The organism is Thiomicrospira sp. S5 (assembly GCF_003991075.1).
Lineage (GTDB): Bacteria > Pseudomonadota > Gammaproteobacteria > Thiomicrospirales > Thiomicrospiraceae > Hydrogenovibrio > Hydrogenovibrio thermophilus.
Genome location: NZ_CP014470.1, coordinates 449,042 through 468,817, shown reverse-complemented (window position 1 = coordinate 468,817; position 19,776 = coordinate 449,042). Strand labels below are relative to the sequence as shown.

Below are 19,776 nucleotides of genomic sequence, written 5' to 3'. Positions count from 1 at the left end.
CGATGGCTAAAGTCGGCCGCGAAAATCAATAACTGGCATGCAGGTTCACCCACACAGTACGGCCCGGCATCGGGTCGCCCTCCGCCAATTCATAATCGGTGTCCATAACATTTTTCAACACCACATTCGTGCTGAAGTGCTTGTTGATGTCGTAGGACGCCGTGGCGTTCCAAAGGTTGAATCCAGCCGTCGGACGCTCTCCGTCGGTACTGGTTTCGGATTGATCCTGATAATGCCAATCCACACCGAAATGCCATTTCGGCGCAGGGTACCAGTCCCCGTAAATGCTGACCTTGTTCTTCGGCGAAAAGGTCGGTACCAGGTCTTTCTCGCTCAAATCACGATCCAGGTAGGCATACACCACGCCCAAGTCCACCGTTTCGGTGACCGGCATATCCAATTGCACTTCCACCCCTTGCGAGGTCGCCGTGCCGACGTTTTGGTTCTGGTTACAGGTCGTGCCGCCACACTCGGTGCTTTGCACCGTGACCGACTCGATGGCATCGGTAATATCGGAATAGAACACATTGACCTGATAGTTCACGCGGCTCATCTTCCCTTTGGCCCCGATTTCATAATGCGTAGCCTGTTCCGGTTCCAAATTGACGTTTGGAATGGCACTGCCCATACGATAGGAATACAAATCTTTCATATTCGGGAAACGCGACTTCAACGACACGCCGGCAAACAGGGTCTGCCCTTGAACGGTGTAATCCCCTTTAATCTGGAAATTATTTTTGCCTTGCGTACCATCCGGGTCGTTTCTCGGGTCGCCGTCATCCGTTTTCGTCATTTCGAATTCGTCACGACGATAACCCAGCGTCAAATTGGCTTTTTCAGTCAACGCAATGGTGTCTTCCAAGCCCAAGGAATAGATATGACTTTGGTAAGTACGCCAACTGTCGTCGAAGGTGGACGGCGAATTGTCTTTCGGCAAATCCCGCTCACGGTGTTCGTCGTACTTGATTTGCAAAGTCGCCCTCAAGTCATGATTGGCAATCGGCATGCCGCCTTCCAAGCTACCGCCCATGCTGTAATCGTCATACTGCGAACGGAAAGCATAGCCTTTGGTGATGGTGTCGTAGTTGTCGTTATCATAGGAATAAAGTTTGTTTTTGAAGTTGTCGTAGAACAAACGCGACTTCACATAGCCTTTCCCCACTTGCGTATGACCGACGTAATAGATACTTTCCTTATCCCACTCCGGCCAATCCCAGTAACGCACCGCCATCCCGGTATCGGAACTGCCGGCATACGGCGGCGATTCTTTCGTTCCTTCGGTACGGTAATAACTGATGGCGTATTCGTCGGTCGCATTCGGTGTGTAACCGAATTTCAGGTTCCCGGTGGCACTTTCGCTGCCGGAATGGTCACGCGAGCCTTTACCCTGCACGACATCGCCCGGCGCGTATTCGGTCGGGCTGAAATCGTCTGACAATGGATAATCGCCGCTTTCAAGACGGGAAATCCCGCCGGTCACATAAAATTTGTCCGCTCGACTGCCGACCTGAATGTTCTGGGCATTCTTGAATAAACCGTCTTCACCGGCTTCCACGCCGATGTCGGCTTCCACTTCCAATGGTCGATCCGGGCGACGGGTCACCAGGTTAATGGCACCCCCCATATTGTTCGGCCCTTCCAACAGGGACCCCAAACTCTTCGAGACTTCGATTCGGCTTAAATCACTGGTGCGGAAACGGCTCAAATCGATGTTACCGTCGTATGGAATGTAAATCGGAATGCCGTCCAGGTTCAGGGTAATCTGGCGGGAATCGAACCCGCGGATATTGGCTCGCGTCTCGGCGCGACGACCACCAACCTGCAAGGTCACACCCGGCACATATTCAATCGCCTGACCCACGTCGGTCTGGCCGTGTTGGCGGATTTCGTCCGGCGTCACCACATTCACCGGATTGGATTTTTCAGCCTGGGCCGATACCTGGATTTTCCCCAAGGTGAACACCTGGTCGTCCGAATCGTTTTGTTGCGGGTCCGCCCAAGCCGGTTGTGCAAGCAACGCGGCGATGGCGACGGTCAACTGGATATTTTTCTTATACGTCATAACAGTTTAAATCCTTTTACGTCCTCAAAATATACTTTGGTACATATCGAGAGCGCAAAAAATAGCCGTCGGCTCAACCCGCTTCTCAAACAGGTTCTGCGCGACAGCTTCCGGAGCGAATCCTCTTTCGCGCCGGATACGGAATATTTTTCGATATGTACAAAAAGAAATAACGAGGCGTTATTAGAACACGCCAATATGGCGGAATCAAACTTTTTGTAAATAAAAAAAATTATCACTCCATAAAACGGATTAATTTTCTTAAGGCCGCTTATCTTGCCAGACGGCGGCGCACCCTTTAAGATGGCCTTGAGATGACCTTTCACTGCCAACCGGGATTCAAACCATGAAAAATTTGTTCGCCTTGCCGTTTTTAACGCTCTCTTTGCACTTGCCGTCCGCCTTCGCGGAACCCGCCACTACCGACAGCGTTAAACAGTTGATGGAGACCACCGGCTCGACGCAAATGTCCCGCCAGATCGTGCAGCAGATGATTCCGATGTTGAAAAAACTGGTGCCGGATGCACCGGATGATTTCTGGGACAGTTTTATGAAAGAGATTAACCCGGAGCAGATCAACGCACTGGTGATTCCGATTTACCAAAAATACCTGAACGAAGAAGACGTTCAAAAAATCAATGCGTTTTACGAAACCCCCACCGGCCAGAAACTCTTGAAGGTACAGCCGAAAATCGCACGGGAATCGATGCAAGCCGGCCAGGCCTGGGGCCGTGAAATCGCGCAAAAGGTGTTGAGCGAGTATGAAAAATCGCAGCGCCAGGCCACCCCGCCACCGCAAGACAACCTATTGGAGTAATTATTAAATTGATGTCAGTGGCCGAATAAGCGCGGTTGCCAGTTTTCCAATTCGCCGGACGCCAACCGCTTTTGCAACGTGCGATGCCAGGACGGCGGCAATGGCAACGCCAATAAGGCTTCCAATTCAAAAACGTTCAAACCATCCCGATAAAACACCCGCATGATGCGCTCGATGCTCCAATCGGGATACGGCCGCGCCAACAATTCAACCTCGTCTCCGGCCTGCACGTTTCCCGGTTCCAACACGCGCAAATACCAACCGACCTTCAAACTGTTCTGCACCTGCTGCGCCATATCCGTTACGCCGAAGCGCAAATTCAGTTTCCAGCAAGGTTGGCGCCCCTGCGACACCTCAAAACGGGCGGAACCGATCTGCCAAACATCCCCGAAAAACACATCGGATTCCACCAGGCCTGACACCGACAGGTTCTCCCCAAACGCGCCAGGCCTGGCCAATAACGGCGAATCCACCTGAGTTTGCCAGAAAGCATAATGCGCCGCCGGATACACATGCACCGCTTTATCCGGGCCGCCATGCACCCGCAAATCCGCTTGTTGATCCCCAGCCAACCCCAAGGGTTCGGCCATCACCGGGCCGGACACCGGGTGTTTGTCCATGCCACTTTCCGCCACCTCACCCAACGCCGCCACGCGTCCGACCAAAACCGCTTCCACTTTACCGATCATCATAATTCCGCCTTTTCCTCGTGAGAACTCGACACGCGACTCGTCACAGTTGATAGTTTTGTTTTAATACAATAAACTACTTGTATGGAATCATATAGAAAAACCCTCAATGCCGCAAGCATCGCCAATCATTTGGAAACGCAAATCCAAAATGGCGACCTGGCACCCGGCACCCCACTCCCCACCGTTCGGGAATTGGCCACACGCATGTCGGTCAACCCCAGCACAGTGGCCACCGCTTACCGGAACCTGCGTGCCGCCGGAATGATTGTCACCAACGGTCGAAAAGGTTCCCAAGTGGCCCCGCCACCGGCACAGCTGGATTTGTCGGTCAGTTTTCCGACCGGACTGGAAGACTTCGCCAGCGGCAATGTCGATGTCGCTTTACTGCCGAAACCGGAAGCCGACTGGTTCAGCCAACAAACCGACCAAATCGGTTATGAAGCCAACCGTGACGACGACGCCTTGTTGGCATTATCCAAACAGTGGTTGGCGGCGCAACGGATTCCGCATGACAAAATCTGCTTTTTTTCCGGCACCCTAGACGCCATGGAACGCATCCTGCGCCAACGCGTCCGCCCCGGTGCGAGCGTTTTGGTAGAAGATCCCTGCTGGCCGCCGGTCATCGCATTACTGAAAAACCTCCACCTCAAAGCCATCCCGCTGGATTTGGACGAAGACGGCGCACGGGTGCCCGATGCATCGCATCAGGATGTGGCCGGTGTGATTTTGACCTTGCGCGCCCACAACCCGACCGGCATCAGCCTGTCGCCGCAACGCTTCGAGGAATGGAAACAATTTCTGGAAGGCAACCCGAAAATAACCTTGATTATGGACGACTACTGGGGGCCACTGTCCAAGCAGCCGCTGCCGGACTTGTCCGACGATTTACCGAAAAACTGGTTTTACCTGATGTCGGTCAGTAAGGCTCTCGGCCCCGACTTACGGCTCTGCATCGCCACCGGCAATCCGCGCTTGATGGCGGAACTCAAACAACACCAACTGGCCGGACCACGCTGGGTGAGTTTGTTGTTACAACGCCTGACCGCCCACCTTTGGCAAAAAATGATCGACGACAACGCTTTCGACGCGGTCGCCCAGGAATACGAGAACCGCCGTCGGTTATTTGTCCAAGCCATGCAAAATCATCAGATACGGTTTTCGGTTCGGGAAGGGCTGCACTTCTGGGTGCCGGTGCAGGACGAAGCCCTCGCGTTACAGGTGTTTTCCGCGGAGGGCATTGCGGTGCAATCCGGCCAGGCCTTCCGCATCCGCTCCTCAAAGGCGATTCGCATCAGCGTCGCACATCTGACTGGCGATAAAATCCCGCAAATCGCGGCCCTCACCGCGAAGGCCATAAAAGCCACATCGCAAACGGTGCTGTAACCTCAGGTTGCCAACACCGACGCCACCCGTCGGCGTAAATCGGGCAACACCTCACGTTCAAACCAAAGGTTCTTTTTCAGCCAATGACGGTTCAAAGGAGACGGGTGTGGCAACGGGATAATATCGGGCCAAAATTCGCGATAAGCGCGAACCGTTTCCGTCAACGAACCTTTATAGGCCGCGCCGAGATAATGTTTTTGGGCATACTGACCAATCAACAAGGTCAATTGAATCTGCGGCATCTGTGCTTTCAAGGCCTCGTGCCACAGAGGGGCGCACTCCTTGCGCGGCGGCAAATCGCCACTGCGTCCCTTGCCCGGATAACACAATCCCATCGGCATTTGCGCGAACCCGTCCGGGTCGTAAAACACCGTGTCGTCCACCCCCAACCATTCGCGCAACAAATCACCGCTGGCATCGTTCCAAGGCAAACCGCTTTCATGCACCTTTCGCCCCGGCGCCTGACCGACCACGAGGATGCGACTGTGTTCGCCGGCCTGCACCACCGGATTCGGTTCCAGATGCGCTTCACAGGCTCGGCACCCACGAATTTCGGTTAACAAGGTTTCCAGTTTCGACACCGCGATGCATTCCTTAAAATTTGACCAGGCCTGGCCATTTTTACCATTCGACTATTTCCATCTTTCGCCGGCCAGTGTATCCTTATAGCCTTTGCAGACACAAGTTCAGCTTAATCAAAACTATAAGAGAACTTTGCACGAGATGGATTCACGGCTAAAAATGGCTAGAATCTTCCTGAATGTCGTTGAAAAACTCGTTAATAGCCAGCTATTAGCTTCGTTTTCCGCCTAATTCAGAAAAATTTTATCTCATTTTTTCCTCGTGTCCCACTCATGCAAAGCCCTCTATAAAAACATCCGCAGGAGTCGACATGTCTTATTTAAAAAATTTCCCCAACGCCGAAGGTTATTTTGGAGACTTCGGTGGCGCCTTTCTGCCGCCGGAACTGGAACCGCATTTCGCCGAAATCAATCAGGCGTATCTGACCCTCGGGCGCTCGGCGGATTTTTTGAATGAGCTGAAATACATTCGCAAACATTATCAAGGCCGTCCTACGCCGGTATATTACGCCCGCAACCTGAGCCGCGAAGTCGGCGCGCATATTTACATGAAACGCGAAGACCTCAACCACTCGGGCGCGCACAAACTGAATCACTGCATGGCCGAAGCGCTGCTGGCCAAACACATGGGCAAAACCAAACTGATTGCCGAAACCGGCGCCGGTCAACACGGCGTGGCTTTGGCGACCGCCGCCGCCTATTTCGGGATGGAGTGCGAAATCCACATGGGCGAAATCGACATCGCCAAGGAAGCCCCGAACGTCACCCGCATGAAACTACTGGGCGCAACGGTCGTACCGGTCTCGTTTGGCGGGCGTAGCCTGAAGGAAGCCGTCGATTCCGCTTTCCAATCTTACGTACCGCAAGCCGACACCGCTTTGTTCGCCATCGGTTCGGTGGTGGGGCCGCATCCGTTCCCGATGATGGTGCGCGATTTCCAATCCGTGGTCGGCCACGAAGCCCGTGAACAATACTTGGAAATGGTCGGCGAATTGCCGGACCAAGTCGGTGCCTGTGTCGGCGGCGGCTCCAATGCCATGGGCATGTTCGCCGGATTCATCGAAGACGAAACCGTCACCTTGAACGGCGTGGAGCCGTTAGGCAAAGGCACCAAACTCGGTGAGCATTCCGCCACCATGACGTACGGCAAACCGGGCATGATTCACGGCTTTAAATGCATGCTGTTGTCCGACGACGAAGGCAACCCGGCCCCGGTCCACTCCATTGCCTCCGGCTTGGATTATCCGGGCGTCGGGCCGGAGCACTCCTTCCTGAAAACTGAAGGCAAAGTCAACTACCACGGCGTGACCGACCAGGAAACCCTGGACGCCTTCTACAAACTGTCCAGCATGGAAGGCATTATCCCGGCCTTGGAAAGCTCGCACGCCGTGGCCTGGGCCATGAAGCACGGCCAAGAGAATCCAGGCAGCACCCTGCTCATCAACCTGTCCGGTCGCGGCGACAAAGACATTGATTACGTCACCGAAAACTTCGGTTTCGGCGAAAACGTATAATTGAAACAAGGCCCGGCTTCGGGCCTTGTTCAGCTGAACGCCCGTCCCATGCCGCACACCCTTTCCGTCAACGCCGAGCCATGCCCAGACAAAGCACAGGCTTTGGCACAGCGTTTACAGTTACCGCTGAACACTGAATCCAGCCATCAAAGCGATTTTTCACTCGGCTGGTGGCCGGACCCCAAAGCCTTGTCCGAAGCGCAAACGCTCAAACTGGCATTGTTCCCGCCGACCAGCGGCCCGGTTTATGTCGATTTTGTCGGCGGCAAAAAGAACCATCGTCGCCAATTCGGCGGCGGCAAAGGCCAACCATTGGCGAAAGCCGTGGCCATTCAGGACCACCCCCGCATACTAGACGCTACCGCCGGCATGGGCGGCGACGCCTTTGTCTTCGCCAGCCTGGGGTGCGACGTCACCTTGGTGGAACGCTCACCCATCGTCGCCGCCTTACTGGCCGATGCGTTGGAACGCGGCCAGCAACCCGACGTACCGGAAGACATCCGTCAAATTGTGGAGCGCATGTCACTGGTGTGCGCCGATGCCGCCGACTATTTACGCGCGGAACGGCCGAACGTCGATGTCATTTACCTTGACCCGATGTACCCGGAAAAGAAAAAAGCCGCCGCCGCGAAAAAGGACATGCAGGCCTTGCAAGCCCTCGTTGGCCCCGACTTGGACAGTGAAGCATTACTGGCCGCGGCTTTGCATACCGCCGAAAAGCGCGTCGTCGTCAAACGCCCCAAAGGGGCACCGGCACTGAATGGGCCCAAACCGAATGCCACCGTGCAAAGCCCCAATACTCGCTACGATATTTACAGTATCAAGGCCCTGAGCCTGTCTCATGATTCAAACCAATAAAATTTAAAATCTGCCAGGAAACACTTTTTCGGTATGGTTATTTTGGTAAGATTCATTTACCCCATTAGGTGAGAAAGGATTTTTCCCTTTGTTCGATTCGATTGTACGACATAAGCGTCTACTGCTCCTGACACTGGGCCTATTGGTTCTGATTCAAATAACCAGTTACTATTGGATCAGCCGAATTAACGAGCAGATTGAAGCCCTTCGCCACCAAAACATCGTCCAAACGATTTCTCAGGACGTCTATCACCAAATTGGTGAAAAACAAGCGGCTTCCACGGCCATCGCGTTGACTCTGGCGAATGATGTCAGTCACCTGCTGGCCGAGCACAACGATGTTCAATACCAGGCCTTCAACGATTTGATTGCGCAAATCACCCAAAAATCCAATTATAAAAACCTTTGGGTACAGGTCATGGATTCGGATGGCGACATCGTTTACCGAAACTGGACGAAAGAAGGTACCAACGATGCACCTATTTCTGAGCTGAAGTTGCTACAGGCTCCGCGAAAAGACATCATCACCGATTCTTTCGATTTAACGATTCGCATCACCACACCGATTTTCCACCAGAAGCAACGCGTAGGTTTTCTGTGCTTGATTTCGCACTTCAATTCGATTCAACGCTATTTTGAAGGCAAGCACATCCAAACCCTGGCCGTCGTGCCGCCCGAACTTGCGCAAACCATGCAACACCCGTTCAGCGAACACCGTAAAGGCGGTTTCTATATCGCCAACCTGGACCCTAACCCGACGCTGATGAAACAAATCACCGGCGCAGACCTACAACGTTGGACAAGCCAAAACGCCCGCCCCACCGTCTGGCAGGATAAACTGGTGGTTGCGATCCCGCTACGAAACCTGAATAAAGCACCACAGGGTACGCTACTGGCATTCTACCCCTTGGAAGCCACTCACCACCTGGATGCCGGCGCGGAACTCTTAACCACCAAAAACATCACCTTAATCGCCAACATCACCCTGACATTATTATTGCTATCAGGCCTGGTCACTTTTCTCATTAAAAAACAACGCGATTATTTCCAGCGCATCATCAACGCCGAAGAAGAAATCGTACTGGTATCGAATGGCGAACGTTTGATTGATGCCAACCAACAGCTCTACAACCACTTTGATAATTTCCGTACCGACAAACGCGGTTGCATTTGCGATTACTTTGTCGAAGAAGACGGATTCCTGCAAAAATACATGGGCGACCAACTCTGGCTGGATTATTTGCTTGAACACCCGAACGATATTCACAAGGCCAAATGTATCCTGCACGATGAAACCTACATTTTCAAATTAAGAGCCCACGCCTTTTTACCGAACAGTCACCTCGCCGTTGTTGTCTTGGTCGACATCACCGAGCTTGAAGCACTCAGCCAGCAACTCTTGGAACAATCCCGCATTGACGAGTTGACCCAAATCGGCAACCGACGCTTTTTCAACGATTACATGGAGCAACAAATCTCCTTGGCAAAACGCCATCGCCACCCCTTGTCGTTGATTTTTTTCGACATCGACCATTTCAAAAAGGTCAACGACGTTTACGGACACCAAACGGGCGATGTCGCGCTTCGTACCGTGGTCGACACCTTATCGGCACAACTGCGTGAATCCGACGTGTTTTTCCGAGTCGGCGGCGAAGAATTCATGATCGTGCTGGCACATCACCCGCTCAATCAGGCTCACGAAATCGCCGAACGGCTACGCAAGCGAGTTGAACGCATTCAGGAAGAGTCGCTGCCGCACCTCACCATCAGCCTGGGGGTGGCCGAACTGGATACGCATGAAACCCTGGAGCAATTACTGCATCGTATCGATCAAGCTCTGTATGAGGCTAAATCCAGTGGGCGAAATTGCGTATGCACCGCGCCAAACCCATAATGGTTGCACAATTAAATCACGGCTCAACGCCATAGCTGTGATAAAATTTTTTGCAAATCAATAACTAACCGTTTCAATACGAAAACCAACGTCATGCCGATATCCCAGCCCATCGCGCGCGCTATCGCTCGTTTATCGCACAGAATCCAAAGCCGAACCCGCATGGCCAGCCAGACGTTGATGTTTACCGCATTAAGCCTGATTTACCTCACCAGTCATGCACAGCAAACCCTGACCCTCGGCGTTTACGCCTACCTCACGCCGGAAAAAGTTCACCAACAATACCAACCGCTGGCCGACTACCTCAGTCAACAACTCGGCCATACCAATATTCAACTGGCGGTACTCAACCACCGGGATCTGCGACAGGCGTTGCGACAGGAAAAACTCGATCTGCTACTTGTCAATCCGAGCTTGTATGAAATCGTCCGCAATGAAAACCGTTTGAGCGGCGCCATTGCCACACTGCAAACCAACTACAGCGGACAGCCGACTGCACAATTAGGCGGGGTGATTTTCACCTTGGCAAACCGGCAAGACATTCAAGGCATCACCGATCTATCGAAAAAGACCGTCGCGATTCCCTCTTTTAGCAATGCCGGCGCCTATCGCATTCCAATCTATGAAACTCGGCAACATGGAATCTCCGCTCAAGAAATGAAATTCCTGCGCGTCGGTCAGAACGACAAGGTGGTGGAAGCCGTCCTGAACGGCCAGGCCGACGCCGGCTTTGTCCGAACCGGGATACTGGAAAACATGATTGATCAGGGCCTGTTATCTCCGAACCAGATTACCGTGTTAAACGCCCGGCAGTTTGATCATTTTCCTTTCATGGTGTCCACGCCGCTTTATCCCGAATGGCCATTCGTGGCACTGACCCATGTGGATGACGCCATGGTGCGCAAACTCTCCGTCGCCTTGTTTTCCCTCACCCCGGACAGTCCAACGTCTCAAGCCGCGCGCATTGCCGGGTTCGTCCCGCCACTGGACTACCTGCCGGTTGAAAATCTGCTGCGCGAACTGCACCTCGAACCGTATGACAAACCACCCGAACTGACCTGGAACATGGTTTGGAAAAACTACGCCTTCGAAATTCTGGCGGCATTCATTTTATTCCTGGCTTTGATTGCCGCGTTTTTACGCATCAGCCTGCTCAGCCAGCGTATCGCCACGGCAGCCAATCGTATCCAGGCGCAATCCACTAAACTCAGTAATGTATTGCACGCCACCCACTCGGTGACTTGGGAATGGGACGTCCCTTCCGATAAAGTTCACTTCAACACCGATATGTGGTCGAAAATCATGGGTTACGACGTCCAGGCCTATGAAGAATTCACCTTCGAAAACCGCCAAGAACTCACCCACCCGGACGACCAAAAAGCCTTGCAAAGCGCTTTGCGTAATCACTTCAGCGGGGAAACCGATTTCTATCAGGTGGAGACCCGGATGCGTCACCAAAACGGTAGTTGGGTTTGGATTCTGTCACAAGGGAAAGTCATTGAATGGGGCGCCGACCAAAGACCTTTGAAGGTGTCGGGCACTCACACCGACATTACCCAAATCAAACAACAGGAAGCCCTGTTGGACTTCAAGTCCCAACGCGACCAGATATTGCTGAAATTGCCGGCTAATGTGGATAACTTGTCCAAAAAATCATTGATTCGTTATGCCCTAAACTTGACGGAAGAACTCACCGAGAGCCGACTTGGTTTTGTGCGCATTCTGGATGAATTCACACCGGACCAGCCACTCTCCTTCTGGTCCTCAGCCGCATATGAACGTTTTTCGTCCGAGCAACTGGCACAAATCAAGCTGACCGAACGCACCTTTTGCCAAACCGTCATGCAAAACCGGAAATCGATGATTTTGAACGACGTCACCCTTGAAGACGCCGACTTTTCCGATGGTTTTACACCAAAAAAGCTATTGATCATCCCTGTGGTCGCCAACCAGCAGGTCGTCATGATTCTAGGGTTGGCCGATAAACCGACAGCTTATTCCGACATGGACCAAGAAGCCGCCGAACTGATCGCTTACGAGCTCTGGCGCATGATTCAACGCAAACGCGACCAACAACAGATTGAATCCCAGCAAGAGCAATACGAACGTCTTGTCGACGAAATCGGCCGGGATTATTGCGTTTTCAGCTTGGAGCCGGACACCGGTCGCATCACTTACATCAGTGACAGCGCCAAAGACATTTTCGGCCAACCGAAAAACGCCCTGCTCAAAACCAACATTCTGGCGGGCATCCACTGGCAGGACGACAGCCAACAGAACCTGAAAAAAGCCCTCGACAAGTTAGTGTCCCAGCACGAAAACGAAAACACGCTCGACTTGACCTTCAACACGCCACAAGGCGACAAACGCGCCATCAAGGTCATGCAGCATACGGTGCTGGATGACCAGAGTCGCTTGACATCCATTGACGGTTTGATTGAAAACATCACCGATAAAATTCAAACCGAGCACGACCTGATTCAGGCGGCCAACGTTTTCCGCCACTCTCAAGAGGCCATCCTCATCACCGACCGCCAAGGTCATATCCTCAATATCAACGATGCCTTCACCCGCATCACCGGCTACAGTAAAGAGGAAGTATTAGGTGAAACCCCACGCGTTCTCAGTTCGGGTAAACACGATAAAACGTTTTACGCCGAACTTTGGCGCGAACTGTTCGACCAAGGCACCTGGTCCGGCGAAATCTGGAACCGTCGTAAAAACGGCGAAATCTATCCGGAAAAAATGACCGTCAGCTCGATTCTGGATGAAAACGGCTCGCCGAAAGAGTTCATCGCGCTGTTTTCGGACATCACCACCCAGAAAAAACAACAGTCGCAACTTGAGTACATCGCCCATTTCGATGCCTTGACCGGCCTACCGAATCGCACGCTGCTGGCCGATCGTCTAAACCAGGCCATCACCTACTCCAAACGCCACCAATTGAATCTGGCGGTGCTGTTCATCGACCTGGACGGCTTTAAAGCCATCAACGACCTTTACGGCCATCAAGCCGGTGACGAACTGCTGATCACCATCGCCAAACGCTTCAAAAAGGCTTTGCGTGAAGAAGACACCATCGCCCGTATCGGCGGCGACGAGTTCGTGGCGGTAATTCTCGACATCGAAGATACCAGCGAAACCGACGCCTTATTGCAACGCTTGCTCGAAGATGCCAATAAATCAATGACCTTCGAAGACAACCTGCTCAAGGTCTCCGCCAGTATCGGCGTCAGTTTCTATAATCAGCAAAACGACCTGGACGCCGACCAAATCATCCGCCAAGCCGACCAAGCGATGTATCAAGCCAAAATGAAAGGCAAAAACCAGGTGTATGTGTTCGACGAAAAAACCCTCGGCAGCATGGCACAAACCCAGGAACTGATGGCTTTGGAGCAAGGCGTCAAAAACGACGAACTCCGCCTCTATTTCCAGCCGAAGATTCACCTGCGGGAAGGCCATGTACTCGGTTTTGAATCCCTGATACGCTGGCAACATCCGGAAAAAGGCCTGTTGTCGCCAGCCGCCTTCTTGCCGTTGCTGCGCGACCACCCGCTCAGCATCGACGTCGGCTTCTGGGTCATCGAAGCCGCCATGAAACAGATGCAGCAATGGAAAACACTCGGACTGGACATCAACCTCAGCATCAACCTTGAAGGCGAACTGTTGCAGGAACCGGATTTCATTCCACGCTTGGGTGACGTACTGAACCGTTACCCGGACATTCCGGCGCGTAACCTGACGCTGGAGATATTGGAAACCTCCGCACTGGAAGACATTTTCAGCGTCTCGAAAACCATGACGGAATGCAGCAGCAAATTGGGGGTCAACTTCTCCATCGACGACTTCGGAACCGGCTATGCGTCTCTGACCTACCTCAAGCACCTGCCGGTCACGGAATTGAAAGTCGACCAAAGTTTCGTCAAAGACCTGCACACCGAACCGCAAAGCCTGTCCATTATGGAAAGTATCATCGGCATGGGCGATGCCTTTAATCTGGACGTCATCGCCGAAGGGGTGGAAACCGACGAACAGGCCACCCTACTGCTCAAACTAGGCTGCAACATGGCACAGGGCTATCACATCAGCCGCCCCATGCCTCCAGCGGAAATTCCGGGCTGGATGGCACAATGGCAACCGGCACCACACTGGCACCAAGTCGAAAAACTCGACAAACGGGATTTATCCCTGATCGCCGCCGCCACCGAACATCGCTCCTGGATCAACACCTTGCATAAATTCGTGCATGACCAAGTCGACGCCCCGCCACCACTGGAGTTATCACGTTGCGGTTTCGGTCAATGGCTCAATGCCAAAGGGCCGGAAATGATTCAGGATACAGAACGACTGGAAGCGATTCATTTAGTGCACAGCCAGGTCCATTACCTGGGCGAATTGATCATCGAGCTCAAACGTCATGGCAAGCAGGAAGATGCCATCGCCGAATTGCACCACCTCAACAGCATGAAAAACGAACTTTTGGCACACATCGACGCACTAGCAGACCAATTGTAGAAACATCCAGGCCTGGCTGAAATCACGATTCCATGCCACCCGGTTGATATTTAATCCTCAGACGACGCCATCCGTTTGCGGTGCGCCGCCAGCAACCGATCAAGATGGTTGGCAAACGCCTGACGGTCTTTTTGATTCAAGGGCGGCGGACCGCCACCGACTTCCACTCCACTGGAGCGCATAGACTCCATAAAATCCCGCATCGCGAGCTTCTGCTGAATAGTGCTGGTTTGATACAGCTCCCCTCGAGGGTTCAAAGCATGAGCGCCTTTGGCGATCACTTCCGCCGCCAGCGGAATATCGGCCGTGACCACCAAATCACCGGGCGAAACCCGCCGGACGATTTCATTGTCCGCCACATCGAAGCCTTTCGCCACCTGTAAAAAATGCAACCAAGGTGAAGACGGCACGCGTATGACATGATTCGCCACCAACGTCGTCGGGCATTCGGTGCGCACTGCGGCTTTGAACAGGATTTCCTTAATCACCGCCGGGCAAGCGTCCGCATCGACCCAGATATGCATTCCCTGCAATTGAGACGACACCATCTTAACGCGCCATCAACAAACGGCGGCCTTTCTGCCAGTGCCACACAAACATCAACCCCATAACACCTCCCAACACCAAATGGATGATGCTGGCGGCCATTGACCAATCTTCATCTCCGAAATAGAAAATTCCCAACGCACTCAGCGTCAACACCAAGAGGCTACCGACCAGCAAACCGCCACTGACCCGTTGCAACTTACGCGCCCAGCCCGAGCGCATGTGAATGCTCCATAACGCCCCGGCCAGCATCAAAAACAACAGACTCATGCCGGTGTGTAACGTCGCGGAAGGCGTGCGCCAGCTATTCGGAAAATCACTGAACCAATCGATGTCGAGACGAAACGTAAACAAAGTCGGAATCAGTAACAACCCGGTCACGAACACCACGACCACGGTCAACATCAGCGTGCCCAAAAAATACGGTGGATATCCTTTCATTCTTGCCTCTCTGAAATCACACTCTTAAAAACGCATGTCGAGCATTTTAAAGGCTTAGATGGCGGGCGCCTAATTTTTTTGCCAGCGCGGAACGGGCTTCGGGTTCAGCCAAAGCCAACACCTTGGTGACACCGTCGGCCAACCAGGCAGAATCAGCTTGAACCGAAATCTCGACATCATCCGGCGAACCGCCATCGCTGTGAAAAATTTTCGACGGAAAATCCTCGCTGTGCGACGTATTCGAGCACGCCAAGGCCGCGTTTTGCAACGTCAACGTCTGATAACCATCCGCCGTCCGCAATGCCACCGGCAAAGTCACTGCTCCGAAACAGCGTAAATCCCCGCCCGCATTCACCCAACCGGTTTCAACACCACACGCCCGCATGGCATTCACGGCACGATCCACGGCAAACCCTTTGGCAATGCCGTCCAACGTCACCAACACCGGACGCCGCAATCGAACCGCTTCGCCGTCGATGTCTAAGTCCTCTGCCCGGCCGGCCGGCAACGCCGAAGCATACCCCTCGTGTTCCGGCAAAATACCGTCTCGAACCAGATACCCGCCCACCGTACAATTGAACAGGTGATCCGAATCCAGCATCAGCTGCTTGGCCCGTTGCAGCAACGCCACCGTTGGCGCCTGCCCCCTCACCCATTGCCCGGGCTGAGCATTGATTCGGCTGAGGTCGCTGTTCACATCGTGGAAACTCATTAAAGACACCACTTCTTCCAAGGCTTGAAAGGCGCGCTGAAACACCCACGCCACGTCCGATACCACCGCTGAGTCAAACCCGACTTCGACAAAAGTGCCCATCATCGGACGCATGCGTTTGGACCACGTCATTTCAAATGCTGAGAGTGGATGACCAGTAGGCGTTTCACGCCATTGGTGACGTTACGGCAGGACAAGGTGGCACCGGCGATATTGGTGATGTCTTTATTGAACTTCAGTCGACTGGCGGCATCCGCTCCCACAAACTGTTCACGCCAGGACGCTTCCCGGACTTCGTCACCGTAAGTTTCACGATAGTCCATGATTTCGATGCCGATCACATCGCCTTCCGGTGAGATGGCCGCTGCATAGGTAATGTATTCATGCTTGCCGATGACCTTATCAACCAGGAACCACCCCAGGAATTGGCCGTCCTTCTCAGCACGCCAGACCTGCTGTTCGTCCCAGCGTTGCCGGACATCGCTGACCTCTTCAATCCGATCTTTATCTTCATCGCTGAAGTGCAAGAAATGTTTCTGGAAAGCACTCGCCTCGGCAAACAAAGCCTGTTGTGCCTGCGGTATCGTTAAATATTCGGTCGCAAATGCCGGCTGCACAATAGCGGCCACCGGCAAGATCAACCAAGGGTTGAATGACGACATGAAGACTCCTTAAAAGTTATAACCCAGCTTCAGACGCAACTCGTATTTCTCATGGTCCGCCAAGTGCAAGCCATTGCGGTTATCGTCACTTTCATCCGTGCCCACAATCTGTTGCGCATACGTCAGAGTGGCCCACCAAGCTTTGGCACCATAGTGAATACTCGGGCCGGCAAACACATCCCAATGATCGAACTCCCAAGTCCCGTCGGCCGGATCCAACATCTCCTGATCCACCCAGCCTTCGGCACCGACATACCAGTTCGGCGCGAAACGATAAGCCACACCGGTACGCAGTCTCGGTGCCACGGCCATTTCCGTGCCTTTCTCACCGTCGGTCTTCCAGGTTTCCATTTCCAACTCGATATTGGTCACCCACTGCAATTGCCCGTCCATATACGGCTTTTGCAGAATCAATTTGGTTTCCAACGCCCAACCTTCACCTTTTTCACCGGTAATGGAGTCCACCGTGTCGTATGTCAACTCACCGTAAAGCGAGAGACCCAAATCATCGGCATAAGGCGACAACACCATGTGCTTGATTTCGGCCGATACCCCACTCAACTGAAAATCGTTTTTGCTGCCGCTGATTTCTTCATCGCCGGTCGGACCGGCACATCCAGCACCGCAATCGTAGTCATGACGATAACCGTTGATGTAACCGGCAATCGACGTCCGGTTCGTCAAACCATATTCCAACTCCGCGCGCACCGCTTGCATGTTATAAGTTCCACGGCGCTTACCACCATGCTGGGTGATCCACAGATAAGCTTCCTTAGCGCCTTCCGGCAAGGTTTCCGCGCCGGTGGTGTAACCCAACAGGTTTTCATCCGCTTGAGCGACATTGCCCAAAGCGACGGCCGCCGTTAACAAGCCGGTTGCGAAGAGTCGTTGCAATTTCATTTAAGTCGTTTCTCCAATAAAAATAAAATACAAAATCAAATCTAATTGAGATTGATTGGCATTTTAAATAAAAAACCTTACTTATTTCAATAAAAATGCAAAAAATATTGAGAATTGTTTTTATATAAAAGAATAAAGAAACGTTATTCGCAACACGACCGAGCGAACAGAACTAAACGAACTAGTTGATTTAAAACAAATTATTAGACTAGGCAAATCGCCAAACGAAATTGTAAAACCCGACCAAACTGGATTGCACATTTCGTGCACATTTTGAATCCAGCACCGTCACGCTTGTTGCAATCGACGGAGTTCCGCCAGAAATTCGAAGCCATAACGCGCCAACTTACTTTCACCCACGCCACTGACTTGCAACAACTCGGCATCTGTTTGCGGCATCCGCTGCGCCATCTCGATGAGCGCCGCATCGCCGAACACCTGATATGCCGGGCGTTCTTCACTGTCGGCAATCTCTTTTCGCAAGCGTCGCAAAGTTTCGAAACGTTCCAGCTCCACACGGGACAAATCCGCTTTTTGCTGTTTTCCACCAGGCCTGGTGGTTTTTCCGATTGGATTACGGGGTTTGGCCAACTGCAAGCGCACCTGCCCTTTCAGCACCTCCCCGGCTTTTTCGGTGAGCCGCAAGACCGAATATTGTTGAATGTCCTGCAGCAAGTAGCCCAAATGAATCAATTGCCGCAAAATACTGTCCCATTCCGCCGCCGAATGCTCCCGGCCAATGCCGTAAGTACTCAGCGCTTGATGGTTCAATTGCCGGATTCGTTCATTGTCCTGACCGCGCAACACTTCCACCACATGGCGTAAACCATATCCCTGGTTCAACCGATAAACACAGGAAAGCGCTTTTTGCGCCGAAACAGTAGCATCGAAAAATTCGGGCGGGTTCAAACAAATGTCGCAATTCCCGCAATCGCTGTCGGTGACTTCGCTGAAATAATTCAACAATACACGACGGCGACAAGTCTGCGACTCGGCAAAATCCACCATGCTGCTCAACTTGAAACCTTCCACCCGACGCTGATGCTCATCCGGCTGATTTTCCACAAAATGCCGTGCCGTGACCACATCCTGCGCGCCATAAAGCAACAAGGCTTCGGAGGCCAGACCATCCCGACCGGCACGCCCGGTTTCCTGATAATAACCTTCGATATTTTTCGGCAAATCGTAATGCACCACAAAACGGACATTGGGCTTATCGATGCCCATGCCGAACGCCACCGTCGCCACCACGATGTCCACCTCATCCCGTATGAAACGCTGGTGCACGCTGTGGCGAACCTCGCCCGGCAAGCCGGCATGATACGCCTGCGCGTTGTAACCGTTGGCCTGCAATTGCGACGCCACCTCTTCGACCCGCTTACGGCTCAGGCAGTAGACAATACCGCTTTCCTGCACCTCGCCGCGCGCCTCTAAAAACCGTAACAACTGCTTCATCGGCTGACGCTTTTCCAGCACGGTATAGCGGATATTCGGACGGTCGAAACTGCTGATGTGAACTTTCGGCTGCTGTAAATGCAACCGCTGCAAAATGTCCTGACGGGTGGCCTCGTCGGCCGTCGCCGTCAGCGCAATGAAGGGGACCTGCGGGAAAAACGTTCTGAGCTGGCCGATTTGCCGATATTCGGGCCGGAAATCATGCCCCCATTGCGACACGCAGTGCGCTTCGTCGATGGCGAACAAGGCGATGGGGAGCTGCTGAAGCTGTTGCAAAAACGTGTTGTTGAACAGCCTCTCCGGCGAAACATACAGCAAATCGAGCTGGCCGGTGTGCAGTTGCATCAATACCTGGTCAGCGGTCTGGACATCGAGCGTGGAATTGTAATAGGCGGCCTTGACACCATTGGCTTTCAAGGCGCTGACCTGGTCTTGCATCAAGGCAATCAACGGCGACACGACGATGGCCGTCCCGGATCGCAAGATAGCGGGCACTTGATAACATAAGGATTTTCCGCCCCCCGTTGGCATCAGCACAAAGCAATCTTGACCGGCCATGACATCCTCGATGATATCGGCCTGGTGCGAACGAAACGCTTCATAACCGAAAACGCTTTGCAACACGCCCAATGGCGTATTTGCACGCTCGGGCGCCATCACCGAAGGGGCATTCATAAAACGAGATTGGATAATAGAACGAGAATCATGGCGCGTATTTTACAAAAAACCCGCCGCGATAAGAAA

The 19,776-nt window shown here is 53.0% G+C and carries 15 protein-coding genes; 6 read left to right on the top strand and 9 right to left on the bottom strand.

Annotation, left to right across the window (positions count from 1 at the left end; all coding sequences use genetic code 11):
- Positions 1-25 precede the first annotated feature (25 nt).
- Complete coding sequence (locus tag AYJ59_RS02135; protein ID WP_127119194.1) at positions 26-2,062, bottom strand: TonB-dependent receptor plug domain-containing protein; 2,037 nt, start codon at positions 2,060-2,062, stop codon at positions 26-28.
- Positions 2,063-2,408: 346 nt separating this feature from the next.
- On the opposite strand from AYJ59_RS02135, the gene AYJ59_RS02130 reads away from it, so the two are divergent.
- Positions 2,409-2,879 (top strand): DUF2059 domain-containing protein, encoded by a 471-nt coding sequence (locus tag AYJ59_RS02130; protein ID WP_127119193.1) that lies wholly within the window; start codon positions 2,409-2,411, stop codon positions 2,877-2,879.
- 14 nt (positions 2,880-2,893) lie between these two features.
- Here the strand turns inward: AYJ59_RS02130 and AYJ59_RS02125 are convergent, their stop codons facing one another.
- Positions 2,894-3,571 (bottom strand): MOSC domain-containing protein, encoded by a 678-nt coding sequence (locus AYJ59_RS02125; protein ID WP_206197893.1) that lies wholly within the window; start codon positions 3,569-3,571, stop codon positions 2,894-2,896.
- 81 nt (positions 3,572-3,652) lie between these two features.
- On the opposite strand from AYJ59_RS02125, the gene AYJ59_RS02120 reads away from it, so the two are divergent.
- Positions 3,653-4,954: an aminotransferase class I/II-fold pyridoxal phosphate-dependent enzyme gene (locus AYJ59_RS02120; protein ID WP_127119192.1), complete on the top strand. Its 1,302-nt coding sequence runs from the start codon at positions 3,653-3,655 to the stop codon at positions 4,952-4,954.
- A gap of 2 nt (positions 4,955-4,956) precedes the next feature.
- Here AYJ59_RS02120 and AYJ59_RS02115 read toward each other — a convergent pair whose 3' ends face one another.
- The gene (locus AYJ59_RS02115) at positions 4,957-5,535 is read right to left on the bottom strand and encodes a uracil-DNA glycosylase family protein (RefSeq protein ID WP_127119191.1); all 579 of its coding nucleotides are present in this window, start codon (positions 5,533-5,535) and stop codon (positions 4,957-4,959) included.
- 311 nt (positions 5,536-5,846) lie between these two features.
- On the opposite strand from AYJ59_RS02115, the gene trpB reads away from it, so the two are divergent.
- From trpB to AYJ59_RS02095, 4 genes are all read left to right on the top strand, one after another.
- Positions 5,847-7,049 carry a tryptophan synthase subunit beta gene (gene trpB / locus AYJ59_RS02110; RefSeq protein ID WP_127119190.1) on the top strand — a complete coding sequence of 401 codons (1,203 nt, stop codon included), beginning with the start codon at positions 5,847-5,849 and terminating at the stop codon, positions 7,047-7,049.
- Positions 7,050-7,097: 48 nt separating this feature from the next.
- On the top strand, positions 7,098-7,907 hold the full coding sequence (locus tag AYJ59_RS02105) for a class I SAM-dependent methyltransferase (RefSeq protein WP_127119189.1): 810 nt from the start codon (positions 7,098-7,100) through the stop codon (positions 7,905-7,907).
- An 88-nt stretch (positions 7,908-7,995) separates the two neighbouring features.
- On the top strand, positions 7,996-9,801 hold the full coding sequence (locus tag AYJ59_RS02100; RefSeq protein WP_127119188.1) for a GGDEF domain-containing protein: 1,806 nt from the start codon (positions 7,996-7,998) through the stop codon (positions 9,799-9,801).
- A 93-nt stretch (positions 9,802-9,894) separates the two neighbouring features.
- Entirely contained in the window at positions 9,895-14,316 is a 4,422-nt protein-coding gene (locus AYJ59_RS02095; RefSeq protein ID WP_127119187.1) for an EAL domain-containing protein, read from the top strand.
- A gap of 50 nt (positions 14,317-14,366) precedes the next feature.
- Here AYJ59_RS02095 and AYJ59_RS02090 read toward each other — a convergent pair whose 3' ends face one another.
- From AYJ59_RS02090 to recQ, 6 genes are all read right to left on the bottom strand, one after another.
- Positions 14,367-14,840: a YaiI/YqxD family protein gene (locus AYJ59_RS02090; RefSeq protein ID WP_029938968.1), complete on the bottom strand. Its 474-nt coding sequence runs from the start codon at positions 14,838-14,840 to the stop codon at positions 14,367-14,369.
- Positions 14,841-14,865: 25 nt separating this feature from the next.
- Complete coding sequence (locus AYJ59_RS02085) at positions 14,866-15,303, bottom strand: hypothetical protein (RefSeq protein ID WP_127119186.1); 438 nt, start codon at positions 15,301-15,303, stop codon at positions 14,866-14,868.
- A gap of 46 nt (positions 15,304-15,349) precedes the next feature.
- Complete coding sequence (locus AYJ59_RS02080) at positions 15,350-16,147, bottom strand: FAD:protein FMN transferase (RefSeq protein WP_127119185.1); 798 nt, start codon at positions 16,145-16,147, stop codon at positions 15,350-15,352.
- On the bottom strand, positions 16,144-16,677 hold the full coding sequence (locus tag AYJ59_RS02075; protein ID WP_127119184.1) for an FMN-binding protein: 534 nt from the start codon (positions 16,675-16,677) through the stop codon (positions 16,144-16,146). Before AYJ59_RS02075 ends, AYJ59_RS02080 begins: the two co-directional genes overlap by 4 nt.
- 9 nt (positions 16,678-16,686) lie before the next feature.
- Entirely contained in the window at positions 16,687-17,577 is an 891-nt protein-coding gene (locus tag AYJ59_RS02070; RefSeq protein ID WP_127119183.1) for a DUF6662 family protein, read from the bottom strand.
- 288 nt (positions 17,578-17,865) lie between these two features.
- Positions 17,866-19,707, bottom strand: coding sequence for a DNA helicase RecQ (gene recQ / locus AYJ59_RS02065; protein ID WP_206197892.1), 1,842 nt, complete (start codon positions 19,705-19,707; stop codon positions 17,866-17,868).
- Positions 19,708-19,776: the final 69 nt, after the last annotated feature.